Source organism: Amycolatopsis sp. NPDC021455 (assembly GCF_040640995.1).
Taxonomy (GTDB): Bacteria; Actinomycetota; Actinomycetes; order Mycobacteriales; family Pseudonocardiaceae; genus Amycolatopsis.
On record NZ_JBFACT010000003.1, the window covers coordinates 381637 to 400997 of the forward strand.

The 19361-nt window shown below is 70.8% G+C and carries 20 protein-coding genes; 15 read left to right on the forward strand and 5 right to left on the reverse strand.

The annotated features are described in order from the left end of the window. Positions 1-64 precede the first annotated feature (64 nt). From AB0G28_RS07060 to AB0G28_RS07105, 10 genes are all read left to right on the forward strand, one after another. Positions 65-1555 (forward strand): ABC transporter substrate-binding protein, encoded by a 1491-nt coding sequence (locus AB0G28_RS07060; protein ID WP_361083915.1) that lies wholly within the window; start codon positions 65-67, stop codon positions 1553-1555. Next, positions 1552-2496 carry an ABC transporter permease gene (locus AB0G28_RS07065; RefSeq protein WP_361083918.1) on the forward strand — a complete coding sequence of 315 codons (945 nt, stop codon included), beginning with the start codon at positions 1552-1554 and terminating at the stop codon, positions 2494-2496. The genes AB0G28_RS07060 and AB0G28_RS07065 overlap by 4 nt, the downstream gene beginning before the upstream one ends. Further along, positions 2496-3302, forward strand: a complete 807-nt coding sequence (locus AB0G28_RS07070; RefSeq protein ID WP_361083921.1) for an ABC transporter permease — start codon at positions 2496-2498, stop codon at positions 3300-3302. The genes AB0G28_RS07065 and AB0G28_RS07070 overlap by 1 nt, the downstream gene beginning before the upstream one ends. Continuing rightward, complete coding sequence (locus tag AB0G28_RS07075) at positions 3299-4030, forward strand: ABC transporter ATP-binding protein (protein ID WP_361083924.1); 732 nt, start codon at positions 3299-3301, stop codon at positions 4028-4030. Before AB0G28_RS07070 ends, AB0G28_RS07075 begins: the two co-directional genes overlap by 4 nt. Beyond that, positions 4027-4797, forward strand: a complete 771-nt coding sequence (locus AB0G28_RS07080; RefSeq protein WP_361083927.1) for an ATP-binding cassette domain-containing protein — start codon at positions 4027-4029, stop codon at positions 4795-4797. The genes AB0G28_RS07075 and AB0G28_RS07080 overlap by 4 nt, the downstream gene beginning before the upstream one ends. Next, positions 4790-6202, forward strand: a complete 1413-nt coding sequence (locus tag AB0G28_RS07085) for an aldehyde dehydrogenase family protein (protein ID WP_361083930.1) — start codon at positions 4790-4792, stop codon at positions 6200-6202. The genes AB0G28_RS07080 and AB0G28_RS07085 overlap by 8 nt, the downstream gene beginning before the upstream one ends. Continuing rightward, positions 6199-6954, forward strand: coding sequence for an SDR family oxidoreductase (locus AB0G28_RS07090; RefSeq protein ID WP_361083933.1), 756 nt, complete (start codon positions 6199-6201; stop codon positions 6952-6954). Before AB0G28_RS07085 ends, AB0G28_RS07090 begins: the two co-directional genes overlap by 4 nt. A 9-nt stretch (positions 6955-6963) precedes the next feature. Continuing rightward, complete coding sequence (locus tag AB0G28_RS07095) at positions 6964-8349, forward strand: amidase (RefSeq protein ID WP_361083935.1); 1386 nt, start codon at positions 6964-6966, stop codon at positions 8347-8349. A gap of 87 nt (positions 8350-8436) precedes the next feature. Further along, positions 8437-8958 carry a sigma-70 family RNA polymerase sigma factor gene (locus AB0G28_RS07100; protein WP_361083938.1) on the forward strand — a complete coding sequence of 174 codons (522 nt, stop codon included), beginning with the start codon at positions 8437-8439 and terminating at the stop codon, positions 8956-8958. After that, entirely contained in the window at positions 8951-9820 is an 870-nt protein-coding gene (locus AB0G28_RS07105) for a CU044_5270 family protein (protein WP_361083941.1), read from the forward strand. The genes AB0G28_RS07100 and AB0G28_RS07105 overlap by 8 nt, the downstream gene beginning before the upstream one ends. Positions 9821-9859: 39 nt before the next feature. On the opposite strand, the gene AB0G28_RS07110 is transcribed toward AB0G28_RS07105, so the two are convergent. Together AB0G28_RS07110 and AB0G28_RS07115 are read right to left on the reverse strand one after the other, a co-directional pair. Continuing rightward, the gene (locus tag AB0G28_RS07110) at positions 9860-10711 is read right to left on the reverse strand and encodes a CoA ester lyase (protein ID WP_361083944.1); all 852 of its coding nucleotides are present in this window, start codon (positions 10709-10711) and stop codon (positions 9860-9862) included. Next, positions 10708-11778, reverse strand: a complete 1071-nt coding sequence (locus tag AB0G28_RS07115) for a CoA ester lyase (RefSeq protein ID WP_361083947.1) — start codon at positions 11776-11778, stop codon at positions 10708-10710. Before AB0G28_RS07115 ends, AB0G28_RS07110 begins: the two co-directional genes overlap by 4 nt. Positions 11779-12200: 422 nt before the next feature. Between AB0G28_RS07115 and AB0G28_RS07120 the strand changes: the two genes are divergently transcribed. The 3 genes from AB0G28_RS07120 to AB0G28_RS07130 are packed head-to-tail and all read left to right on the forward strand — an operon-like array spanning position 12201 to position 14456. Next, positions 12201-12851: a hypothetical protein gene (locus AB0G28_RS07120; protein WP_086841766.1), complete on the forward strand. Its 651-nt coding sequence runs from the start codon at positions 12201-12203 to the stop codon at positions 12849-12851. Positions 12852-12861: 10 nt separating this feature from the next. Continuing rightward, positions 12862-13512, forward strand: coding sequence for an SDR family oxidoreductase (locus AB0G28_RS07125; protein WP_361083951.1), 651 nt, complete (start codon positions 12862-12864; stop codon positions 13510-13512). After that, positions 13509-14456 (forward strand): ribose-phosphate pyrophosphokinase, encoded by a 948-nt coding sequence (locus AB0G28_RS07130; protein WP_361083954.1) that lies wholly within the window; start codon positions 13509-13511, stop codon positions 14454-14456. The genes AB0G28_RS07125 and AB0G28_RS07130 overlap by 4 nt, the downstream gene beginning before the upstream one ends. Here AB0G28_RS07130 and AB0G28_RS07135 read toward each other — a convergent pair. After that, complete coding sequence (locus AB0G28_RS07135; RefSeq protein ID WP_361083957.1) at positions 14453-15748, reverse strand: D-arabinono-1,4-lactone oxidase; 1296 nt, start codon at positions 15746-15748, stop codon at positions 14453-14455. The two genes, AB0G28_RS07130 and AB0G28_RS07135, sit on opposite strands and share 4 nt — an antisense overlap. An 87-nt stretch (positions 15749-15835) precedes the next feature. Here AB0G28_RS07135 and AB0G28_RS07140 point away from each other — a divergent pair, with 87 nt between their 5' ends. Beyond that, entirely contained in the window at positions 15836-17020 is a 1185-nt protein-coding gene (locus tag AB0G28_RS07140; protein WP_361083959.1) for an amino acid deaminase/aldolase, read from the forward strand. Positions 17021-17026: 6 nt separating this feature from the next. On the opposite strand, the gene AB0G28_RS07145 is transcribed toward AB0G28_RS07140, so the two are convergent. Further along, entirely contained in the window at positions 17027-17623 is a 597-nt protein-coding gene (locus AB0G28_RS07145; RefSeq protein WP_361083962.1) for a TetR family transcriptional regulator, read from the reverse strand. A 93-nt stretch (positions 17624-17716) separates the two neighbouring features. Here AB0G28_RS07145 and AB0G28_RS07150 point away from each other — a divergent pair, with 93 nt between their 5' ends. Beyond that, entirely contained in the window at positions 17717-18649 is a 933-nt protein-coding gene (locus AB0G28_RS07150) for a zinc-binding dehydrogenase (RefSeq protein WP_361083965.1), read from the forward strand. 63 nt (positions 18650-18712) lie between these two features. On the opposite strand, the gene AB0G28_RS07155 is transcribed toward AB0G28_RS07150, so the two are convergent. Beyond that, entirely contained in the window at positions 18713-19360 is a 648-nt protein-coding gene (locus AB0G28_RS07155; RefSeq protein ID WP_361083968.1) for a TetR family transcriptional regulator, read from the reverse strand. Position 19361 lies beyond the last annotated feature (1 nt).

Sequence of the window (19361 nt, forward strand, 5' to 3'; positions counted from 1 at the left end):
CTTGACCTCGCCGTCCGCTCGGTGCAGGCTACTGGTCAGACCAGTGTACTAATCTGGAGGCCGGATGAAAGCCCGACTTCACGTGGTGGCAGCGGCGCTGCTGCTCGTGGTGTCCGGCTGCTCGGCCGGCTCGTCGGCGAGCGTTTCCGCTGGTCCGGACACGCTTTCCGTCGGCTTCACCGCGGAACCGGCGAACTTCGACTTCACCCGCACGGACGGCGCCGCCATCCCGCAGGCGCTGCTCTACAACGTCTACGAAGGCCTGGTGAAGCTCGACGCGCAAGGCCGGATCGTGCCGCTGCTCGCGAAGTCGTGGACGATCAGCCCGGACCGTCGCACGTACGACTTCCAGCTGCGGCCGGGCGTGAAGTTCAGCAACGGCGCACCCTTCACCGCCGAGGACGTCAAGTTCTCGCTGCTGCGCGTGAAGACCGCCTGGACGATCTCGATCAAGTCCACCATGGACGTCGTCGACCACGTCGACGTCGTGGCGCCCGACCACGCGCGGGTCGTGCTGGCGAAGCCTTCCAACGGCTGGCTGTTCAGCCTCACCAGCAGGCTCGGCGCGATGTTCAGTCCCACCGGCGTCGCGGACCTGGCGAACAAGCCGGTCGGCACCGGGCCGTACGTCGTGGCGGCGCGCAAGCGCGGCGACTCCGTGGTGCTCAAGGCGAATCCGGCGTACTGGGGCCGGAAACCGCGGTACACGACGGTCGTCCTCAAGTACATCAAGGACCCGACCGCGCTGAACAACGCCTTGTACAGCAACGGCATCGACGTCATCACGGCGATCACCGCGCCCGACTCGATCCCGCAGTTCCAGGCCGACGACCGGTTCCAGGTCGTCCAGGGCACGACGAACTCCGAAGTCACGCTGGCCATGAACAACGCGCGGCCGCCGCTGAACGACGTCCGCGTGCGCCAGGCGCTGACGTACGCGATCGACCGGAAGGCCCTGCTCGACACGGCGTGGGCCGGGCGCGGGACGCTGATCGGCAGCATGGTCCCGCCGACCGATCCCTGGTACGAGGACCTCGCGAACGTCTATCCGTTCGATCCCGCGCGGGCCAAGGCGTTGCTGTCGGAAGCCGGCGCGACGAACCTGAACCTGCGGCTGCGGATCCCGAACCTGCCGTACGCGGTGTCGGCCGCGCAGGTCGTCCAGTCGCAGCTCGCCGACGTCGGTGTCCGGACCACGATCGAGCCGCTCGACTTCCCGGCGGTGTGGCTCAAGCAGGTGTTCACCGACCACGACTACGACCTGTCGATCATCCAGCACGTCGAGGCCCGGGACATCACGACGTTCGGGAAGCCGAAGTACTACTGGGGCTACGACGGCAAGCGCGTCCAGCAGCTGCTCGCCGAGGCCGACAGCGGGACGCCGGAGCAGCAGGTCGCCGACATGAAGCAGGTGGCGCGGCAGCTGAACACCGACGCCGCCGCGGACTGGCTGTTCCTGTTCCCCAACGTGATCGTCGCGAAGACCAAGGTCGGCGGGTTCGTGCAGAACCAGGTCAGCGAGTCGTTCGACCTCACCGGGCTGGCGCCGCGATGACCGCGAGGGTGCTGCGCCGGGTGGCCGTTTTCGTCGTCAGCGTGCTGGTCGCGTCGATCGTGGTGTTCCTGTTCATGGCCGTGCTGCCAGGCGATCCCGCGCAGGTCGCGCTCGGCGTCAACGCGACGCCGGAGCTGCTCGCCAAGACGCGCGCGGAGTTCGGCATCGACCGCCCGCTCGTCACGCAGTACTTCGACTGGGTTTCCCACGTGCTGCGCGGTGACTTCGGCCGTTCTTACGTGACGCGGGACGCGATCGGCCCGCAGCTGCTCGACCGCCTCGGTGTCACGTTGTGGCTGGTCGGTGCCGGCATGCTGGTGGCGCTGGTGATCGCCGTGCCGGCCGGGACGTTCGCCGCGGTGAAGCACCGGAAGGCGTCCGGCGCGAGCGTCTCGGGCCTGTCGCAGATCGGCGTCGCGATCCCCGCGTTCCTCGCCGGGGTCATCCTGGTGCAGATCTTCGCCGTCCAGCTGCGCTGGCTGCCGTCGGGCGGCTGGACCCCGCCGGACCAGGACTTCGGCGAGTTCGCGCGCGGGCTCGTGCTTCCCGCGTTGTCCCTCGGCCTGGTGCAGGGCGCGGTGCTCACGCGCTATGTCCGGTCGGCGGTGCTCGACACGCTCGGCCAGGACTACCTGCGCACCGCGCGGTCGAAGGGACTCCGGCCGGGACAGGCGTTGGTGCGGCACGGTCTGCGCAACGCGTCCGTGCCGGTGGTCACCGTGCTGGGCCTGCAGCTGGCGACGCTGCTGATCGGCGCGGTCGTCGTCGAGCGCGTCTTCGTCCTGCCGGGGCTGGGCTCGATGCTGCTGGACGCCGTCGCCGCGCGTGACCTGCTGACCGTGCAGGGGATCGTGCTGGTGCTGGTGGTCGGCGTGCTGCTGGTCAACTTCGTCGTCGACGTCCTCTACACCGTGCTCGACCCGAGATTGCGGGGTTCGTGATGCGCAGTCTCTTGCTCGGCGCGGTGCTCGTCGGCCTGGTCGTGGTGGCCGCGCTGCTGTCGTTCGCGTGGACGCCGTTCGACCCGGTGAAGGTCGACGCGACCCACCGGCTGGTCGGCTTCGGCGCGTCCCACTGGTTCGGTACCGACAAGTTCGGCCGGGACGTGCTCAGCCAGATCATGGTCGGCGCGCGCACGACGTTGTACGTCGGAGTCGTCGCCGTCGGCATCGCCGCGGTGATCGGCACGCCGCTGGGCATCCTCGCCGGCATGTCACCGCGGTGGCTCGGCGAGTTCGTCATGCGCGTCAACGACCTCGTGCTCGCGTTCCCCGCGCTGCTGCTGGCCATCATGTTCGGCGCGGTGTTCGGGGCGGACACGCTGACCGCGATGGTCGCCATCGGCATCGCGACCATCCCGTCGTTCGCGCGGATCGCCCGGTCCGGGACACTGCAGGTGATGAGCACCGAGTTCGTGCTCGCCGCCCGCGCGGGGGGCCGGTCGCGGCCGGACATCGCCGTGCGGCACGTCCTGCCGAACATCTCGGGCCTGCTGATCGTGCAGGCGTCGGTGTCGTTCGCGATCGCCGTGCTCGCCGAAGCGGCGTTGTCGTTCCTCGGTTTCGGGACGCGGCCGCCGACGCCGTCGTGGGGCCGGATGCTGCAGGAATCGCAGGAACTGCTGACCGTGCAGCCGCGGCTGGCGCTGGTCCCCGGCATCGCGATCGCCGTCGCCGTGCTGGGCTTCAACCTCCTCGGCGACGGCCTGCGCGACCGCCTGGACCCCCGATTGGCGGCGCGCGTATGACCCTCTCAGTTTCCGGGTTGTGCGTCGGCGACCTGGTCCGGGACGTCTCCTTCGAGATCGGCCCGGGCGAGCGCGTCGGCCTGATCGGCGAGTCCGGGTCCGGCAAGTCGCTGACGGCGTTGTCGATCATGGGCCTGCTGCCCGAAGAACTCCGCGCGTCCGGCTCGGTTCGCCTCGGCGACCGAGAGTTGCTCGGAATGTCCGAAAAGGACATCTCGCGGCTGCGCGGCGATGAGCTGGCCATGGTGTTCCAGGAGCCGATGACGGCGTTGAACCCGGCCATGCGCGTCGGCCGCCAGGTCACCGAACCCGGCCGCATCCACGGACGCCGGCACCGCGCCGAGGACCTGCTGGCCGCGGTGGGCCTCCCGGGCACCGCCCGCGCGTACCCGCACCAGCTGTCCGGCGGCCAGCGGCAGCGGGTGGTGCTCGCGATGGCGCTGGCCAACGAGCCGTCGCTGCTGATCTGCGACGAGCCGACGACCGCCCTCGACGTCACCGTGCAGGCCCAGATCCTCACGCTCATCAAGACGTCGCTTTCACGTGAAAGCTCCCTCCTCTTCATCACGCACGACCTCGCGGTGGTCGCGTCGGTGTGCGAGCGCGTGCTGGTGACGCTCGACGGCGAGATCGTCGAGGCGGGGTCGACGCGCGAAGTCCTGACGCAGCCGAAGCACGCGTACACGCGGAAGCTCCTGGACGCCTCGGACCTGGAGGCCCGGCGATGATCATCGAAGTCCGCGACCTCGAACGCCGGTACGCCCGCCGGGACGTGCACGCGCTGCGCGGCGTCAGCTTCGACGTCGAGGCCGGGCAGCGGTTCGGCATCGTCGGCGAGTCGGGCTCCGGCAAGTCGACGCTGGTCCGGCTGCTGGCCGCGCTCGACAAGCCGACGGCGGGCACGGTCTCGTTCCAGGGCGAGCGGATCGACAACCTGCCGGAACGCAAGCTCGGCTTCCTGCGGTCGGAGCTGCAGATCGTCTTCCAGGACCCGATGGGTTCCCTCGACCCGCGGATGCGCGTGCTGGACATCGTCTCCGAACCGCTCGGCCGCCGTGAGCCCGATCGCGTGGCCGAGCTGCTCGCGGCCGTCGGCCTGCCCGTCGACGCCGCACAGCGTTACCCGCACCAGTTCTCCGGCGGTCAGCGGCAGCGGATTTCGATCGCGCGGGCATTGGCCCCGAACCCGAGCGTGCTGATCGCCGACGAGCCGGTCAGCGCCCTCGACGTCTCCGTGCGCGGCCAGATCCTCGACCTGCTGGGTTCGCTGGTGGAGCAGTTCGCGCTGACGCTGATCTTCGTGTCGCACGACCTCGGCGTCGTGCGGCACGTCTGCGACCGGGTCGCGGTGATGCGCCGCGGCGAGATCGTCGAGCTGGGCGATGTCGCGCAGGTTTACGACGAGCCGCGGCACGAGTACACCCGGGAACTCCTGGCCGCCGCCCCGAACCTGCGGGCGGAGCTGGCCCGGCTGAGCGGAGGTGACGATGACTGAGTACCCGGACGGCCTGCCGGTCGGCGCGGGCTGGATGTCCACTGTGGACGTCGAAGAAGTCGTTTTCCCTTACGACGGGAGCGTGGTCGGCACCGCGCCCGTCGGCACGCCAGAGCTGGCTACGCGTGCTGTCGAGGAGGCTGTCGCTGTCGCACGCGAAGTGGCTTCGCTGCCTTCGCGGGTTCGTCGCGCCTTGTTGAACGATGTCGCCGCCGCGGTGCGTTCTCGCCGCGAGGAGTTCGAGAACCTCCTCGTGCTGGAAACGGGGAAGCCGCTGGTCGACTGCCGGGTCGAGGTCGCGCGCACGATCGTCACCTGGGAAGCCGCCGCCGAAGAGGTGTCCCGGCTGCACGGCGAGACCGTGCCGCTCGACCTGCTGCCTTCGGGCGACGGCCTGGTCGGGTTCTGGAAGCGCAAGCCGATCGGCGTCGTCGTCGGCATCGCGGGCTTCAACTACCCGCTGCTGCTGGCGTCGCACAAGATCGCGCCCGCCATCGCCGCCGGCTGCCCGGTGATCGTCAAGCCCGCGCCCCAGACGCCGTTGGCCACGCTCTGGCTGGTCCACCTCGTGCGCTCGCTCGCGCCCGTACCCGCCATGGTCCAGCTGGTCACCGGCGACGCGGCCGTGGGCGCGGCGCTGACGACCGACCGCCGCGTCGGCGCGGTGTCGTTCACCGGCTCGGCCGCGGTCGGCCACCGCATCGCCCGCGACGCGGCCCCGACGAAGACATTGCTGGAGCTGGGCTCGAACGCCGCCCTTGTGGTGGCCGAAGACGCCGACCTCGACGCGGCCGTGGACGCGGTGCTGCGCGGCGGGTTCTACGCGTCCGGCCAGGCCTGCATCTCGGTGCAACGAGTCCTGGTCGTCGCGTCGGTCGCCGGGGAGTTCACCGAACGGCTGCTGGCGCGGCTCGAGGAGGTCGTCGTCGGCGACCCGCGCGACGAGAAGACGCGGGTGTCGGCGCTGATCGATCCGGCGTCCACCGACCGCGTCGCCGCGTGGATCGAGAAGGCCGGCGCCCGTCAGGTCGGCGGCGGTGTGGACGGTAGGATCCTGCGCCCGACCGTCCTCCTCGACGTCCCGGACGGCGTCGAAGCCTGGGACGAGGAGATCTTCGGCCCGGTCGTCTGCCTGCGCACGGTGTCCGATGTGGACGAAGCCTTCGCCGCGGTGAACGCCTCCCGCTACGGCCTTCACGCCAGCGTCTACACCAAGTCCCTGAACACGGCGTTCCGCGCGCTGGACGAGCTGGAAGTCGGCGGCGTCGTGGTCAACGAAGTGCCCGGCTTCCGCTCGGACACCATGCCCTACGGCGGGGTGAAGGACTCCGGCATCGGCCGCGAGGGGCCGCGCTTCGCCGTCGAAGAGCTGACCGTGACGAGGATGGCGGTGCTGCGCCCGTGAACTACTCGACGTTGTTCCGCTTGGACGGCCGCCGCGCGATCGTGCTCGGCGCCGGCGGCATCGGCCGCGAAGCCGCGCGGGCGCTGGCCGCGCACGGCGCCGACGTGGTGTGCGCGGACCGCGACCTCGAAGCCGCGCGCGAGGCCGGCGTCGGCAAGGCCTATGAAATCGACCTCCTCGCGCCCGGCGCGATCGACAAGGCCGCGAGCGACCTCGGCCCGGTCGACGTGGTGGTCCTGACGGCCGCGATGAACGTCCGCAAACGGTTGCTGGACTACACGCGCGAGGAGTTCGACCGTGTCATCGCGCTGAACCTCGGCGTCACGTTCGAGGTGGTCCGCGTGTTCGGCGCCGACATGGTCGCGCGCGGGCGGGGGAGCATCATCGGGTTCTCGTCGATCCGCGGCACGACCGTCGAGCCGGGCCAGGGCCCGTACGCGGCGACGAAAGCCGGGCTCGTCCAGCTGCTCCGGACGGCCGCGGCGGAGTTCGGCCCGGCCGGCGTGCGGGTCAACGCGATCGCTCCCGGTGTCGTCGAGACGCCCTTGACCGCGCAGATCAAAGCGAACCCGGAGTGGTACGACGCGTACGCGACGAAGGGCGCGTTGGGCCGCTGGGCGCGTCCGGACGAGCTGGCCGGCGCTGTCGTGTACCTCGCTTCGGACGCTTCGTCGTTCGTGACCGGCTCTGTGCTGGCGGTGGACGGTGGCTGGACCGCCGTCGACGGCCGCTTCGAACCGCCTGCTTCGTGAGGAGGGCTCATGACCGAGCTGCCCGACCTGACCGCCGTCGAACTCGTCGCGCAGTACCGCGCGAAGAAGCTCTCGCCGGTCGAAGTCACCGAAGCCGTTCTCGCCCGCATCGAAGCGCGAGAGCCGGAGCTGCACGCGTTGTACGCGTACGACCCTTCAAGCGCGCGAGAGGACGCGAAGGCCGCTGAAGCGCGTTGGCACTCCGGTGAACCGCTCGGCCCGATCGACGGCGTCCCGCTGACGCTCAAGGAGAACATCGCCACCCGCGGCACGCCGGTGCCGCTGGGCACGGCGGCGACCGCGCTCGTCCCGGCCGCCGAGGACGCCCCGGCGGCCGCGCGGGTCCGCGAGTCCGGCGGTGTCCTGCTGGCCAAGACGACCATGCCGGACTACGGGATGCTGACGTCCGGGCTGTCGAGCTTCCACGCCACCGCGCGGAACCCGTGGGACGTGCGGTGCACGCCGGGCGGGTCCAGCGCGGGCGCCGGGGCGGCGGCCGCCGCGGGCTACGGCCCGCTGCACGTCGGCACCGACATCGGCGGCTCGATCCGGCTGCCCGCGGGCTGGTGCGGGCTGGTCGGGCTGAAGCCGAGCTTCGGGCGGGTGCCGGTCGACCCGCCGTTCCTCGGCCGCGTCGCCGGCCCGATGACCCGGACCGTCGCCGACACGGCGTTGCTGATGACCGTGCTTTCCCGCCCGGACGCCCGCGACCACCTGAGCCTGCCGCCGGCCGACCTGCCGTGGTCGTCGCTCGGCTCGTCGCTGAGCGGCCTCCGGGTCGGGCTGCACCTCGACTCCGGCCCCGGCCTGCCGGTGGATCCCGCGACGCTCGACGCCGTCACCGCGGCGGCCCGTGCCTTCGAGGCCGCGGGGGCGGTCGTCGAGCCGGTCGGGCCGTTCCTGACCCGGGAGATGCTCGACGGGCTGGACACGTTCTGGCGCACGCGGGCCTGGTCGGACACCGCGGCCCTGCCGCCGGACCGGCGCGCGAAGGTCCTGCCGTACATCGCGGACTGGGCGGCGGGCGGCGCGGACGTGTCCGGTGTGGACGTCTACCGCGGCTTCGCCCAGATCGACGCGATCAGCGTCGCGGCCCTGCGCGCGACTGCGGCGTTCGACGTCGTCCTGTCGCCGACCTGCCCGGTGGCAGCCCCGCCCGCCGAGTGGGCGTCCCCGACGAACGACCCGGCCCGGCCGTTCGAGCACATCGCCTTCACGGTGCCGTACAACATGTCCGGCCAGCCGGCGGTGTCGCTGAACTGCGGTTACACCGACGACGGCCGCCCGATCGGCCTCCAGATCACCGGCCGCCGCTTCGACGACCTGGGCGTCCTGCGTGCCGCCGCGGCCTACGAACGGCTCCGGCCACCGCAGCGGCCCTGGCCGATCGGCTGAAAAAAGGGGGAAGGAGTTCCGGCCCGGCGGCGAAGTAGGGGTGAAGCTGTCGCCGACGGGAAGGAACCCCATGACAGAGGCAGCCCCATGACGGCGGCCCGCGTGACCGGCATCGAGCAGTTCACCGAGGTGCACGACCGCTACTTCGCGGTGATCTACCGGTACGTGGCGAGCCGGCTCGGTGCCCAGGCCGCGGAAGACGTCGCCGCGGAGACGTTCCTCGTCGCCTTCGACCGCCGGAGCACGTTCGACGCCGCCCGCGGCGACCTGCGCGCCTGGCTGTTCGGCATCGCGACGAACCTGGTCTCCCGGCACCGCCGCAAGGAGGCCCGGCACTACCGCGCGCTCTCGCGGCTCGACGCGCGCGAAGCCGCCGAAGGGCACGAAAGCCGCGTTGTCGCTTCGGTGTCGGTGGCGCGGCTGGGAAAGGCGTTGGCCCGGCTTTCCGCCGGGGAGCGCGATGTCCTGCTGCTCGTCGCCCTCGGCGAACTCGGTTACGCCGAAGTGGCCGAAGCGCTCGGCATCTCCCCGGGCACGGTCGGCTCCCGGCTGACGCGTGCCCGCAAGAAGCTCACCCCCGTTCTCGCCCAGGAGGCTTTCGATGAATGACCTGCAGACCCTGCGAGCCGCGCTGATCGCCGACGAACCGGCCCAGGACGTCGTCGACCGCAGCCGGCACCGGTTGCGGAACCGGATGCTCGCGGCACCCCGCCGCCGGGTGCGCCCGCTGGCGCTCGGTGCGGGGTTGGTGGCCGCCGCGGCCGCGGCGGCCGTCGTGGTGGCGACCCTGCCCGGCACCCCCGCCCAGGCGCCGCCCCCGCAGGCGGTCGCCCCGGTCGTCACCGGTCAGCAGGTCCTGCTGGCCGCGGCCACGGTGGCCGAGAAGGCCACGGCGGGCACCGGCAAGTACTGGCACATCAAGACCGCCACGGACACTCTGGTCTACGAGACCTGGTTCTCCTCCGACGGCCACCTGTGGTTCCGCGGCGAGAAGTCGGGCGGCCGGGTCATGTCACTGGGACCGGCCCCGTTGCGGCTGGCCGGCACCACCGTGACGTTCGAGCAGCTCCAGGCCCTGCCCACCGACCCGGCGGCACTGCGGGACTGGCTCGTCAACGCGATCGCCCACAGCGGCGCCCGGACGAGCGCCGGCCCGTACACGGCGGCGGACCAGCAACGGGAGCTGCTGCTCTCCACGGTTTCGCTGGTGTCGACCCTGCCGGCGCCCCCGGCCGTGCGCGCGGCGGCCTTCCGCTCGATCGCGGCCTACCCGGACGTCAAGGACCTCGGTCCCGTCCCGGGCGGCCGGGGTTTCCAGCTGCCCGGGGACTACCGCCTGGTCGTCGACCCCGCGACCGGCCGTATCAACCACACCTCGATGTACGTCTCTTGGGACGGTGGCATCTACGTGGCCTCCGGCCCGCAGGGCGCGCAGGTCAGTTCCGAGTGGACGGACACGCTGCCGAAGTGAAGCCTCCCGGTGGCCGGGCCCGCGCCCGGCCACCGGCGGTCAGCTCCCGACCGCCTCCGCCAGCGCCAGCACCCGCCGCGCGTTGTCGACGTGCAGGTTTTCGATCATCCGGCCATCCACCGTGACCACGCCGCGGCCTTCCTGCCGCGCTTCCTCGAAGGCCTCGATGATCCGCCGCGACCGGTCGATCTCCTCCTCGGACGGCGCGAAGATCCGGTTGCACGGCTCGACCTGCGCCGGGTGGATCAGCGTCTTCCCGTCGAAGCCGTACTGACGGCCCTGCTCACACTCGGCTTCGAAACCGGAAAGGTCCTTCACGTCGTTGTAGACGCCGTCGAGGATTACGCGACCCGTCGCGCGGGCGGCCAGCAGGCACAGCGAGAGCCCGCCGAGCAGCGGGCCGCGGCCCGGGACGAACTCCGCGTGCAGCTCCTTGGCCAGGTCGTTCGTGCCCATGACCAGCACGGTCAACCGCTCCGAGGCCGCCGCGATCTCTTCCGCGTGCAGCATCGCCACCGGCGTCTCGACCATCGCCCAGATCTTCGTGTGGTCCGGTGCGCCGCCCAGCTCCAGCGCCCGCTCGATGTTGTGCACCTCGGCCGCCGAGTTCACCTTCGGCACGACCACCGCGGCGGGCCCGGCCGACGCGGCCGCGCGCAGGTCGGCGTCGTGCCACTGGGTGTCCAGGCCGTTCACCCGGATCGTCACTTCCCGGGAACCGTACGAACCCACCGCGGCGCACACCCGCTCACGCGCGGCTTCCTTCGCGTCCGGCGCGACGGCGTCCTCGAGGTCGAGGATCAGCGCGTCCGCCGGGATCGTCTTGGCCTTTTCCAGCGCACGCTCGTTCGCGCCGGGCATGTAGAGGACGGAACGCCGGGGCGTGGTCATCCGAGGGCCTCCTTGGTGGCGGCGTCGTAGGCCGCGGCGAGTTCGGGGTCGTCCGCCGCGAGGGCGTCGGCCAGTTCGGCGACCACGCGGCACTGCTTCACCGACGCGTCGTCCTGCATCTTCCCGTCGATCATCACCGCGCCCGTGCCGTCGCCCATCTCGGCGATCACCCGGCGCGCCCAGGCCACATCGGACGGCGAAGGCGAGAACACCTTCTTCGCGATGTCGATCTGCACCGGGTGCAGGCTCCACGCGCCGACGCAGCCGAGCAGGAACGCGTTGCGGAACTGGTCCTCGCACGCGACGACGTCGCGGATGTCCCCGAACGGCCCGTAGTACGGCAGGATCCCGTGCATCGCGCACGCGTCGACCATCCGCGCCACCGTGTAGTGCCAGAGATCCTGCTGGTACGTCGTCCGGCCCTCGTTCAGGTCGTCACCGACCGGGTCGGTGCGGACCAGGTAGCCGGGGTGCCCGCCGCCGACGCGGGTCGTCTTCATCCGGCGGCTCGCGGCCAGGTCGGCCGGGCCGAGCGAGATGCCCTGCATGCGCGGGCTCGCGCCGGCGATCTCCTCCACATTGGCCACGCCGCTCGCCGTCTCGAGGATCGCGTGCACCAGCAACGGCTTCGTCAGGCCCGCGCGGGCTTCGAGCTGGGCCAGCAGCCGGTCGACGTAGTGGATGTCCTGCGCGCCCTCGACCTTCGGCACCATGATGACGTCGAGCTTGTCGCCGATCTCGGTGACCAGCGTGAGCAGGTCGTCGAGCACCCACGGCGAGTCCAGGCTGTTGACGCGCGTCCACAGCTGCGTCTTCCCGAAGTCGTTCGCCTTGGCGATCGCGACCAGGCCGGCGCGCGCGGCCTCCTTGCGATCGGCGCGCACGGCGTCCTCGAGGTTGCCGAGCAGGACGTCGACCTTCTTGGCGATGTCCGGCACCTTCGCCGCCATCTTCTCGTTGCCGGGGTCGAAGAAGTGGATCATCCGGGACGGCGTCACCGGGATCTCCCGCACGGGAGTGGGCGCGCCCAGGGCGAGCGGGGCGAAGAAGTCCTTCGGGGAGCGCATCGGTCCTCCACGGCGACGACTAAGTGACTGGCCGGTAACTTTAGTCGCGGACGCGCGTGACCGCTGCGGCGTAGCTCACCGCCATGTGGGTGACGGCGGACAACCGCAGCTCAGCGACCCGCGTCCACTGTGGATTTTCCCCGGGTTGCGCCGAACGGGCTAGTCGAACCGGGTTTGACGGCTTCTCCCTTGGGTAGTCGGCCGTGGGCGGACCGTAATGCCACTCACCTGGCTCTCACTCGGTTGGCCGCACCGTTCGACCGAAGTCCGATGACCGCCTACCGACCGGTCATCGACCGCTGGGCGCCGCCGATCGCAGCCACTCGCACTACCCGGCGACGCCGCGCCGCCGCGCTGTTAGACAAGTGAGGTGCCGGTTTTCCCCGGTCACGAAGCGGTGCAGGTTTGAAGGAGGCGGACTCGTGGCGGCTACACCTCAGAACACCGAGCGCTCGACGGTCGCCGGTGGCGCGAAGCGCAGCCGGTCGATGCCGAGCCGCGTGGTGCCGCCGATCGAGCTCCCCGCGAGCGTCGACGAGCTCGCCCGCGCCGCGGCCGCCCAGCTGGGCTGGAACGGCATCGTGCTCCCCGAGACCACGATCCTCGGCCGCAAGGTCTGCGTGGTCGCCAAGCTCCGCACCGACGTGCACGCCGAACGCATCGCGATGGGTGCCGGACCGGTGGCCGACCGTGCCACCGTCGACACCTGGACCTGGCCGGAGCTGGCCGGAACCGCCCCCGCCCCGGCCGCCGAGATCGTCGGCGTCCTGGCCGTCGCGCGCCACTGGCGCACCGCGATGGCCTCCGCGGTTCCGTTCGCCCGCTACGGCGAGGCCGCGATGGTTCTCCCGTCCCCGGCCGTGCTGACCGAGGACTACGTCGGCAACTGCCTGCCGCGCGCCCGCGCGTACGGCCTCGCCGTCGTCACCGCCGACCCGAACGCGGTCGTCGACCTCGACCTCGAGGGTCGCACCGAGCGCGTCGTGCTGGCCGAGGACCCCGTCTCCCGCCTGGTCAACGAGCTGGTCTACGACCACCTGCTCCGCACCGCGGAGGCGCCCGCTTCGCACTAGTGTCGGCTCCATGCGAGTCGTCATTGCAGGTGGACACGGTCAGATCGCGTTGCGGCTGGAGCGGCTGCTCGCCGCGCGCGGTGACGAAGCGGTCGGCATCATCCGGAACCCCGCTCACGTGGCGGATCTCGAGGCTGCGGGCGCCCAGGCCGTGGTGCTCGACCTGGAGAACTCCGATGTGGACGCCGTCGCCGAGGTCCTGAAGGGGGCCGACGCCGCGGTGTTTTCCGCGGGAGCCGGGCCGGGCAGCGGTACCGCCCGCAAGGACGCTGTGGACAGGGGCGCTGCGGCGCTGTTCGCCGAAGCGGCCGAGCGGGCCGGCGTCCGGCGGCACCTCCAGGTGGGCTCGATCGGGGCGGACAACCCGGAGAACCCCGACGTCACCGAGGAGTTCCGGCACTACCTGCGTGCCAAGCGCGCGGCGGAGGACGACCTCAAGGCCCGTGACCTCGACTGGACGATCCTCCGGCCCGGACAGCTCACCGACGACCCCGGCACCGGCCTGGTCCTGCTGGCCGAGAAGACCGACCGCGGCCCGATCCCGCGCGACGACGTCGCCGCGGTCATCGTCGGCCTGCTCGAGACGCCCGCTTCGGTGCACCGGACCCTGACGCTGATCTCGGGTGAGGTCGCCATCGGCGAGGCGATTTCCGCACTGTGAACGACACGACGAGAGAGATCGCCGTCTTCAGCGGCAGTGCGCACCCCGAGCTGGCCGAAGAAATCTGTGAGCACCTCGGCGTGCCGCTGCGGCCGGTCGAGATCCAGCGGTTCGCCAACGACTGCCTCGAGGTGCAGCTCCAGTCCAACTGCCGCGAGCGGGACGTCTTCATCATCCAGCCGCTGGTCAAGCCGGTCCAGGAACACCTCGTCGAGCTGCTGCTGATGCTCGACGCGGCGCGCGGCGCGTCGGCGTCCCGCATCACCGCCGTGATCCCGCACTACTCGTACGCGCGCTCGGACAAGAAGGACGCGCCGCGCATCTCGATCGGCGGCCGCCTGGTCGCCGACCTGCTGGTGACCGCCGGGGCGAGCCGCGTGCTCGCGATGACCCTGCACTCCCCGCAGGTCCACGGCTTCTTCAGCGTCCCGGTCGACCACTTGCACGCCCTGCAGGAGCTGGCCAAGCACTTCCGCCAGTACGACCTCTCGCGCACCACGGTCGTCTCGCCCGACCTGGGCAACGCGAAGGAGGCGTCGCACTTCGCGCGGCTCCTCGGCGTCCAGGTCGCCGCCGGGGCGAAGGAACGCTTCCCCGACGACCGGGTCCAGATCACGTCGGTGATCGGCGAGATCACCGGCCGCGACGTGATCGTGCTCGACGACGAGATCGCCAAGGGCAGCACGGTGCTGGAGCTGCTGGACCGGCTGGCCGAGCTGAAACCGCGTTCGATCAGGGTCGCCTGCACGCACGGGCTGTTCGCGGCGAAGGCCATCGAGCGGATCGGTGACCGGCCCGAGGTGCTGGAGATCGTCTGCACCAACACCGTCCCGGTGCCGGAGGAAGAACGCACCGAGAAGCTGAAGATCCTTTCGATCGCGCCGGCCATGGCCGAGGCGATCCGCCGGATCCACAACGGCGAATCGGTGTCGGCGTTGTTCTAGGCCGGTCCCAGGACCCGGTCGAGGTAGGTGTTGCTGAAGACACCGTTCGGGTCGGTTTCCTTGCGCACGCGCAGGAAGTCGTCGAAGTGCGGGTAGCGCGTGCGGAGGACGCCGGCGTCGAGGTCGTGCATCTTGCCCCAGTGCGGGCGGCCGCCGACGGCGCCGGCGATCTTCTCGAACGCGCTGAAGTACTCGCGGTACGGCATGCCGACGAACTGGTGGATGGCGATGTAGGCGGAGTCGCGGCCCTGCGCGGTCGACAGCCAGATGTCGTCGGCCGCGGCGACCCGCACCTCGACCGGGAACATCACCGGGTCCTTGAGCTTCGGCACCAGCGCGCGCAGCTCGGCGAGGACGTCGAGGACGGATTCGCGGGGAACCGCGTACTCGGTCTCGGTGAACCGGACGTCCCGCGAGGTGACGAAGACGCGGTGGGAGAGGTCGCTGTACTCACGCGCGCTCAGGACGTTGGAGGCGAAGCTGCCGAGCGACGGCACGAGCTTCGGCATCAGCCGTCCGGCCCGGCAGAGCCCGCCGAACGCGACGTTCTCCATGATCCGGTAGTCGACGAACTCGCGCACTTTGCTCAGCGGCTGCGCCGTCTCGGTCCGGTTGTTGCGCTTGACCAGGGCGTTCTTGCCGTAGGGGAACCAGTAGAACTCGAAGTGCTCGTTCTCGTCGGCGAAGTCGTGGAAGCCTTCGAGCACCTGCTCCAGCGGCTCAGGCCGCTCCTGCGCGCGCAGCACGAACGACGGCTCGCACTTGAGCGTGACGGTGGTGATGACGCCGAGCGCACCGAGCCCGACGCGAGCGGCGGCGAAGAGGTCGGGCTTCGCGTCGGCCGAGCAGGTGACGACCGAGCCGTCCGCGAGGACGAGCTCCAGCGCGGCGATCTGGGTGGCGATGCCGCCGAGCTTGGCGCCGGTGCCGTGGGTACCGGTGGAAATCGCGCCGGCGATGGTCTGTGCGTCGATGTCGCCGAGGTTGGTCATGGCCAGCCCGAGCGTGTCGAGGGCGGCGTTGAGCTCGCGGATCGTGGTGCCCGAGCGGACGGTGACGTGCCCGGTTTCGACGTCGACGCGCTCGATTCCGGTCCAGTGCCGCAGGTCGAGCGCATCGGAGTCGGCGACGGCGATCGCGGTGAAGGAGTGCCCGCTGCCCCAGGGACGCACGGTGCGGCCGGCCGCGGCGACGCTTTCGACGGTCGCCGCGATCTCGGCCGTGTTGCGCGGCTGGTGAACGTGTTGCGGCGAGGCGGAGGCCGTGCCCGCCCAGTTGGTCCACCGGGTCATGCGCGCGCACCCTTCGTCAGTCGAGTGCTCGAAACAGTAAGTGAATAGTATTCGCGTTTCAAGCCTTCGTGTCGTACTTTAGACCTCGTGACCAGTGCGACGGTGTACGACTTGGCGACCAAGGACCTCGACCCACCCTTGGCCGTGGTCGACTTGGCGGCGTTCGACGCGAACGCCGAGGACCTCCGTCGCCGTGCGGCGGGCAAGCCGATCCGCGTCGTCAGCAAGTCGGTGCGCTGCCGGGCGTTGCTGGAGCGCGTACTCGCGATGCCGGGCTTTGAAGGCCTGATGTGCTACTCGCTCGCGGAAGCGATCTGGCACGTGGAGCAGGGCACGACCGACGACATCGTCGTCGCCTACCCGACGGCCGACCACGAAGCCCTCCGGCGCCTGGCCGCTTCCGAGCGCGCACGCTCCGCGATCGCGATCATGGTCGACTCGCCCGAGCACCTGGACCTGGTGGATGCGGCCCTCGGCCACGGCCACCCGGAGATCCGGGTCTGCCTGGAGCTGGACGCGTCGTGGCGCCCGGTACCGGGAGTCCACGTCGGCACGCGGCGGTCGCCGCTGTTCACGGCGAAGCAGGCATCGACGTTCGCCCGCCAGGTCGTCGCCCGTTCGGGCTTCCGCCTGGTGGGCGTGATGGCGTACGAAGGCCAGATCGCCGGCCTCGGCGACGCGTCGGGCCGCAGGCTCAACCAGCTCCTGGTCGGCTGGATGCAACGCCGGTCGGCGGCCGAGCTGGCCCACCGCCGCGGCGAGGCGATCCGCGCGATCCAGGCGGTGAGCCCGCTGGAGTTCGTGAACGGCGGCGGCACGGGAAGCATCGAGTCGACGGGCGCGGACACCGTGGTCACGGAGATAGCGGCCGGCTCGGGCCTGATCGGACCGACCCTGTTCGACGCTTACACCCGCTTCAAGCCCCGCCCGGCGGCGTTGTTCGCGTTGCCGGTGGTCCGCCGCCCGACCCGCAACATCGCCACGCTCTTTTCGGGCGGCTACATCGCTTCGGGCCCGACAGGTCCTTCTCGCCAGCCGCTGCCGTACCTGCCGACGGGCCTGAAGCTCCTCGGGTTCGAGGGAGCGGGCGAAGTCCAGACCCCGGTGACCGGCCGAGCGGCCCGCACCCTGAAGCTGGGCGACCGGGTGTGGCTGCGCCACGCGAAGGCGGGCGAGCTGGCGGAGCGCTTCACGCACTACCACCTGGTCCAGGGCGACCGGGTGGAGCGGACGGTCCCGACGTACCGGGGAGAGCACCAGAACTTCGGCTGACCAGCCTTACGCCTCCAGGCGCAGGCTGTCGCCCATGACGGCAAAAGCACGCCGCACACACTCGGGCAGCTCGCCGGGGGCGCAGTCGGGTAGCCACTCGTCCAGCGCGCAGCGCCAGGTGGCCACGCAGAACTCGATGGCCAGCCGGAGTTCGAGGCGGTGCGGATCGCCGAACCGGCGTGCGACCTCTTCCTCGATCTCCGCGCAGTGCCGCAGCGAATGCCCGTCAAGCGACGGCGACTGCTCGATCAACCGGAGAGTGGCGGGGAAGCGTCGGTACCAGTCCTCGTCCATGCGGTCGAGGGTGGCCAGCATCGCGTCGCGGAAGACGTCGACGAGCGGCCCGGACTTTTCGGCCTCGTCCAGCACGTCGAGGTAGGCGCTCCAAAGCTGTTTGACGGCGGTGAGCGCGACGTCTTCCTTCGAGCGGAAGTTGCGGAAGAAGGTCCGCCGCGACACCTCGACCACCTCGAGCAGCGCGTCGAGTGGCGTGGTGTCGAAACCGCGCTCGCCGAATACCGAGATCGCTGTTTCCGCCAGTGCCTGGCGGGTGCGCCGCTTCTTGCGTTCGCGCAGTGTGTCGGGCGGTCCGGAGGTCGTCATCGACGGCAGTCTAGCGTTGGCGCACCCAATGTGCATATGCTCTAGAGGAGCAAACGCCACACTGTGGCACATTGAGGGGAAGGAGATCCGAGGGTGCGAGCACTCGTTGTCGACCACGCCGCGACCGCACACCTCTCGCTGGCAGAGGTGGCCGACCCGGTACCCGCGCCCGGCGAGGCGCTGGTCCGCGTCGGAGCGGTTTCGCTCAACTATGGGGAGGTCAAGGGCGCCACCGAGCCGGCTACGCCGGACGGCACCGTGATCGGGTGGGACGCGGCGGGCGTCGTGGTCCGGGCAGCGGCCGACGGATCAGGCCCCGCGGTGGGAACTCCGGTGGTCACGCTGGGCGTGGCCGGCTGGGCCGAGCTGCGCGCGGTCCCGGCCACCCTGCTCGGTGTCGTGCCGGGCGGCGCCGACCTCGGTGCGGTCAGCACGATTCCGGTCGCCGGCCTGAGCGCCCTGCACGTGTTGCGCCGCATGGGGCAGCTCCTCGGCCGCCGGGTGATGATCACCGGGGCCTCGGGCGGTGTCGGCCGTTACGCGGTGCAGCTCGCTGCCCGCGCGGGCGCGGAGGTCGTGGCGACCAGCGGGAACCCCGCGCAGGAGGAGAGCCTGCGAGCGCTGGGCGCGCACGAGGTGTACACCGATCCGGCCAAAGTGGAGCGGCCGGTGTACGCGGTGCTGGACAACGTCGGTGGCCGGCAACTCGTGGACGCTTTCGCCGCGCTGCAGGCCGGCGGCGTGCTGGTGAGCGTGGGCCGCTCGTCGGAGGCGGACGCGGTCCTCCCGCCTGAGGCTTTGCTGGGCACCGACGCACGGCACGACCGGTCGATCCGCACGTTCTTTCTCCTGGCCGGCCCCGCCACCGACTTCTCCGCCGACCTGACCTGGCTGGCCGCCGAGGTGGCGGCCGGCCGCCTCGATCCCGGAACCAGCTGGCGCGGCCCGTGGACCCGCTACGGCGAGGCGGCCCAAGCCCTGCTCGACCGCCGCCTGCACGGCAAGGCGGTACTGGACATCACCTGACAGCGGCCGAGTCCCCTCAGTTGTCCACAGCTGTGCATACCTGTGGACAACTTCTGTGGACAGCTACGACTTCTCCCCGAACCGCGCCGCGAGGTACCCCTTCACCACATACTTGGCCTCGGCGACGATCTTCTCGTCCCCTCTGGGCTCCTGCCGGAACGCCAGCTTCATCAACGCGTCGGCCACCTCGTTGGCGATCGTGATCGCGAACCGCAGGTCCTCCACCGGCCGGTCCACCTGGGTCGCGACCAGGTCCGTCAGCGAGTCGACGATCACCGCGTTGTTGTCGCGGGTCTCGTCCAGCAGCTGGCGGTCGATGATGTCGCCGAAGTGGACCTTGGAAAAGCCCGGGACCGAGCGGTGCATCTCCAGGTAGATGTCGAGGATCGAGTCCACGACGTCCCACCAGTGCTCCGGGCCCAGCTGGGTCAGCCGCTCGTTCACCGCCGCCACGAAGCGGTCCAGGTTGCGGGCGGTAAGCGCTTGCACCACCGCGCGCTTGTCGGGGAAGAACTGGTACAGCGAACCGACGGCGACTCCTGCTCGTTTGGCGATCAGGGTCGTCGTCAGCGCGTCGTAACCGAGCTCGTCGATCAACGCCGCGCTCGCGTCGAGCATCTGCTCGACCCGTTTCGCGCTGCGTTGCTGGACCGGTTGACGGCGTAAGGGGGTGGCTTCTGCCGGCACCTTCGCGGCCTGGATGTCGGACACG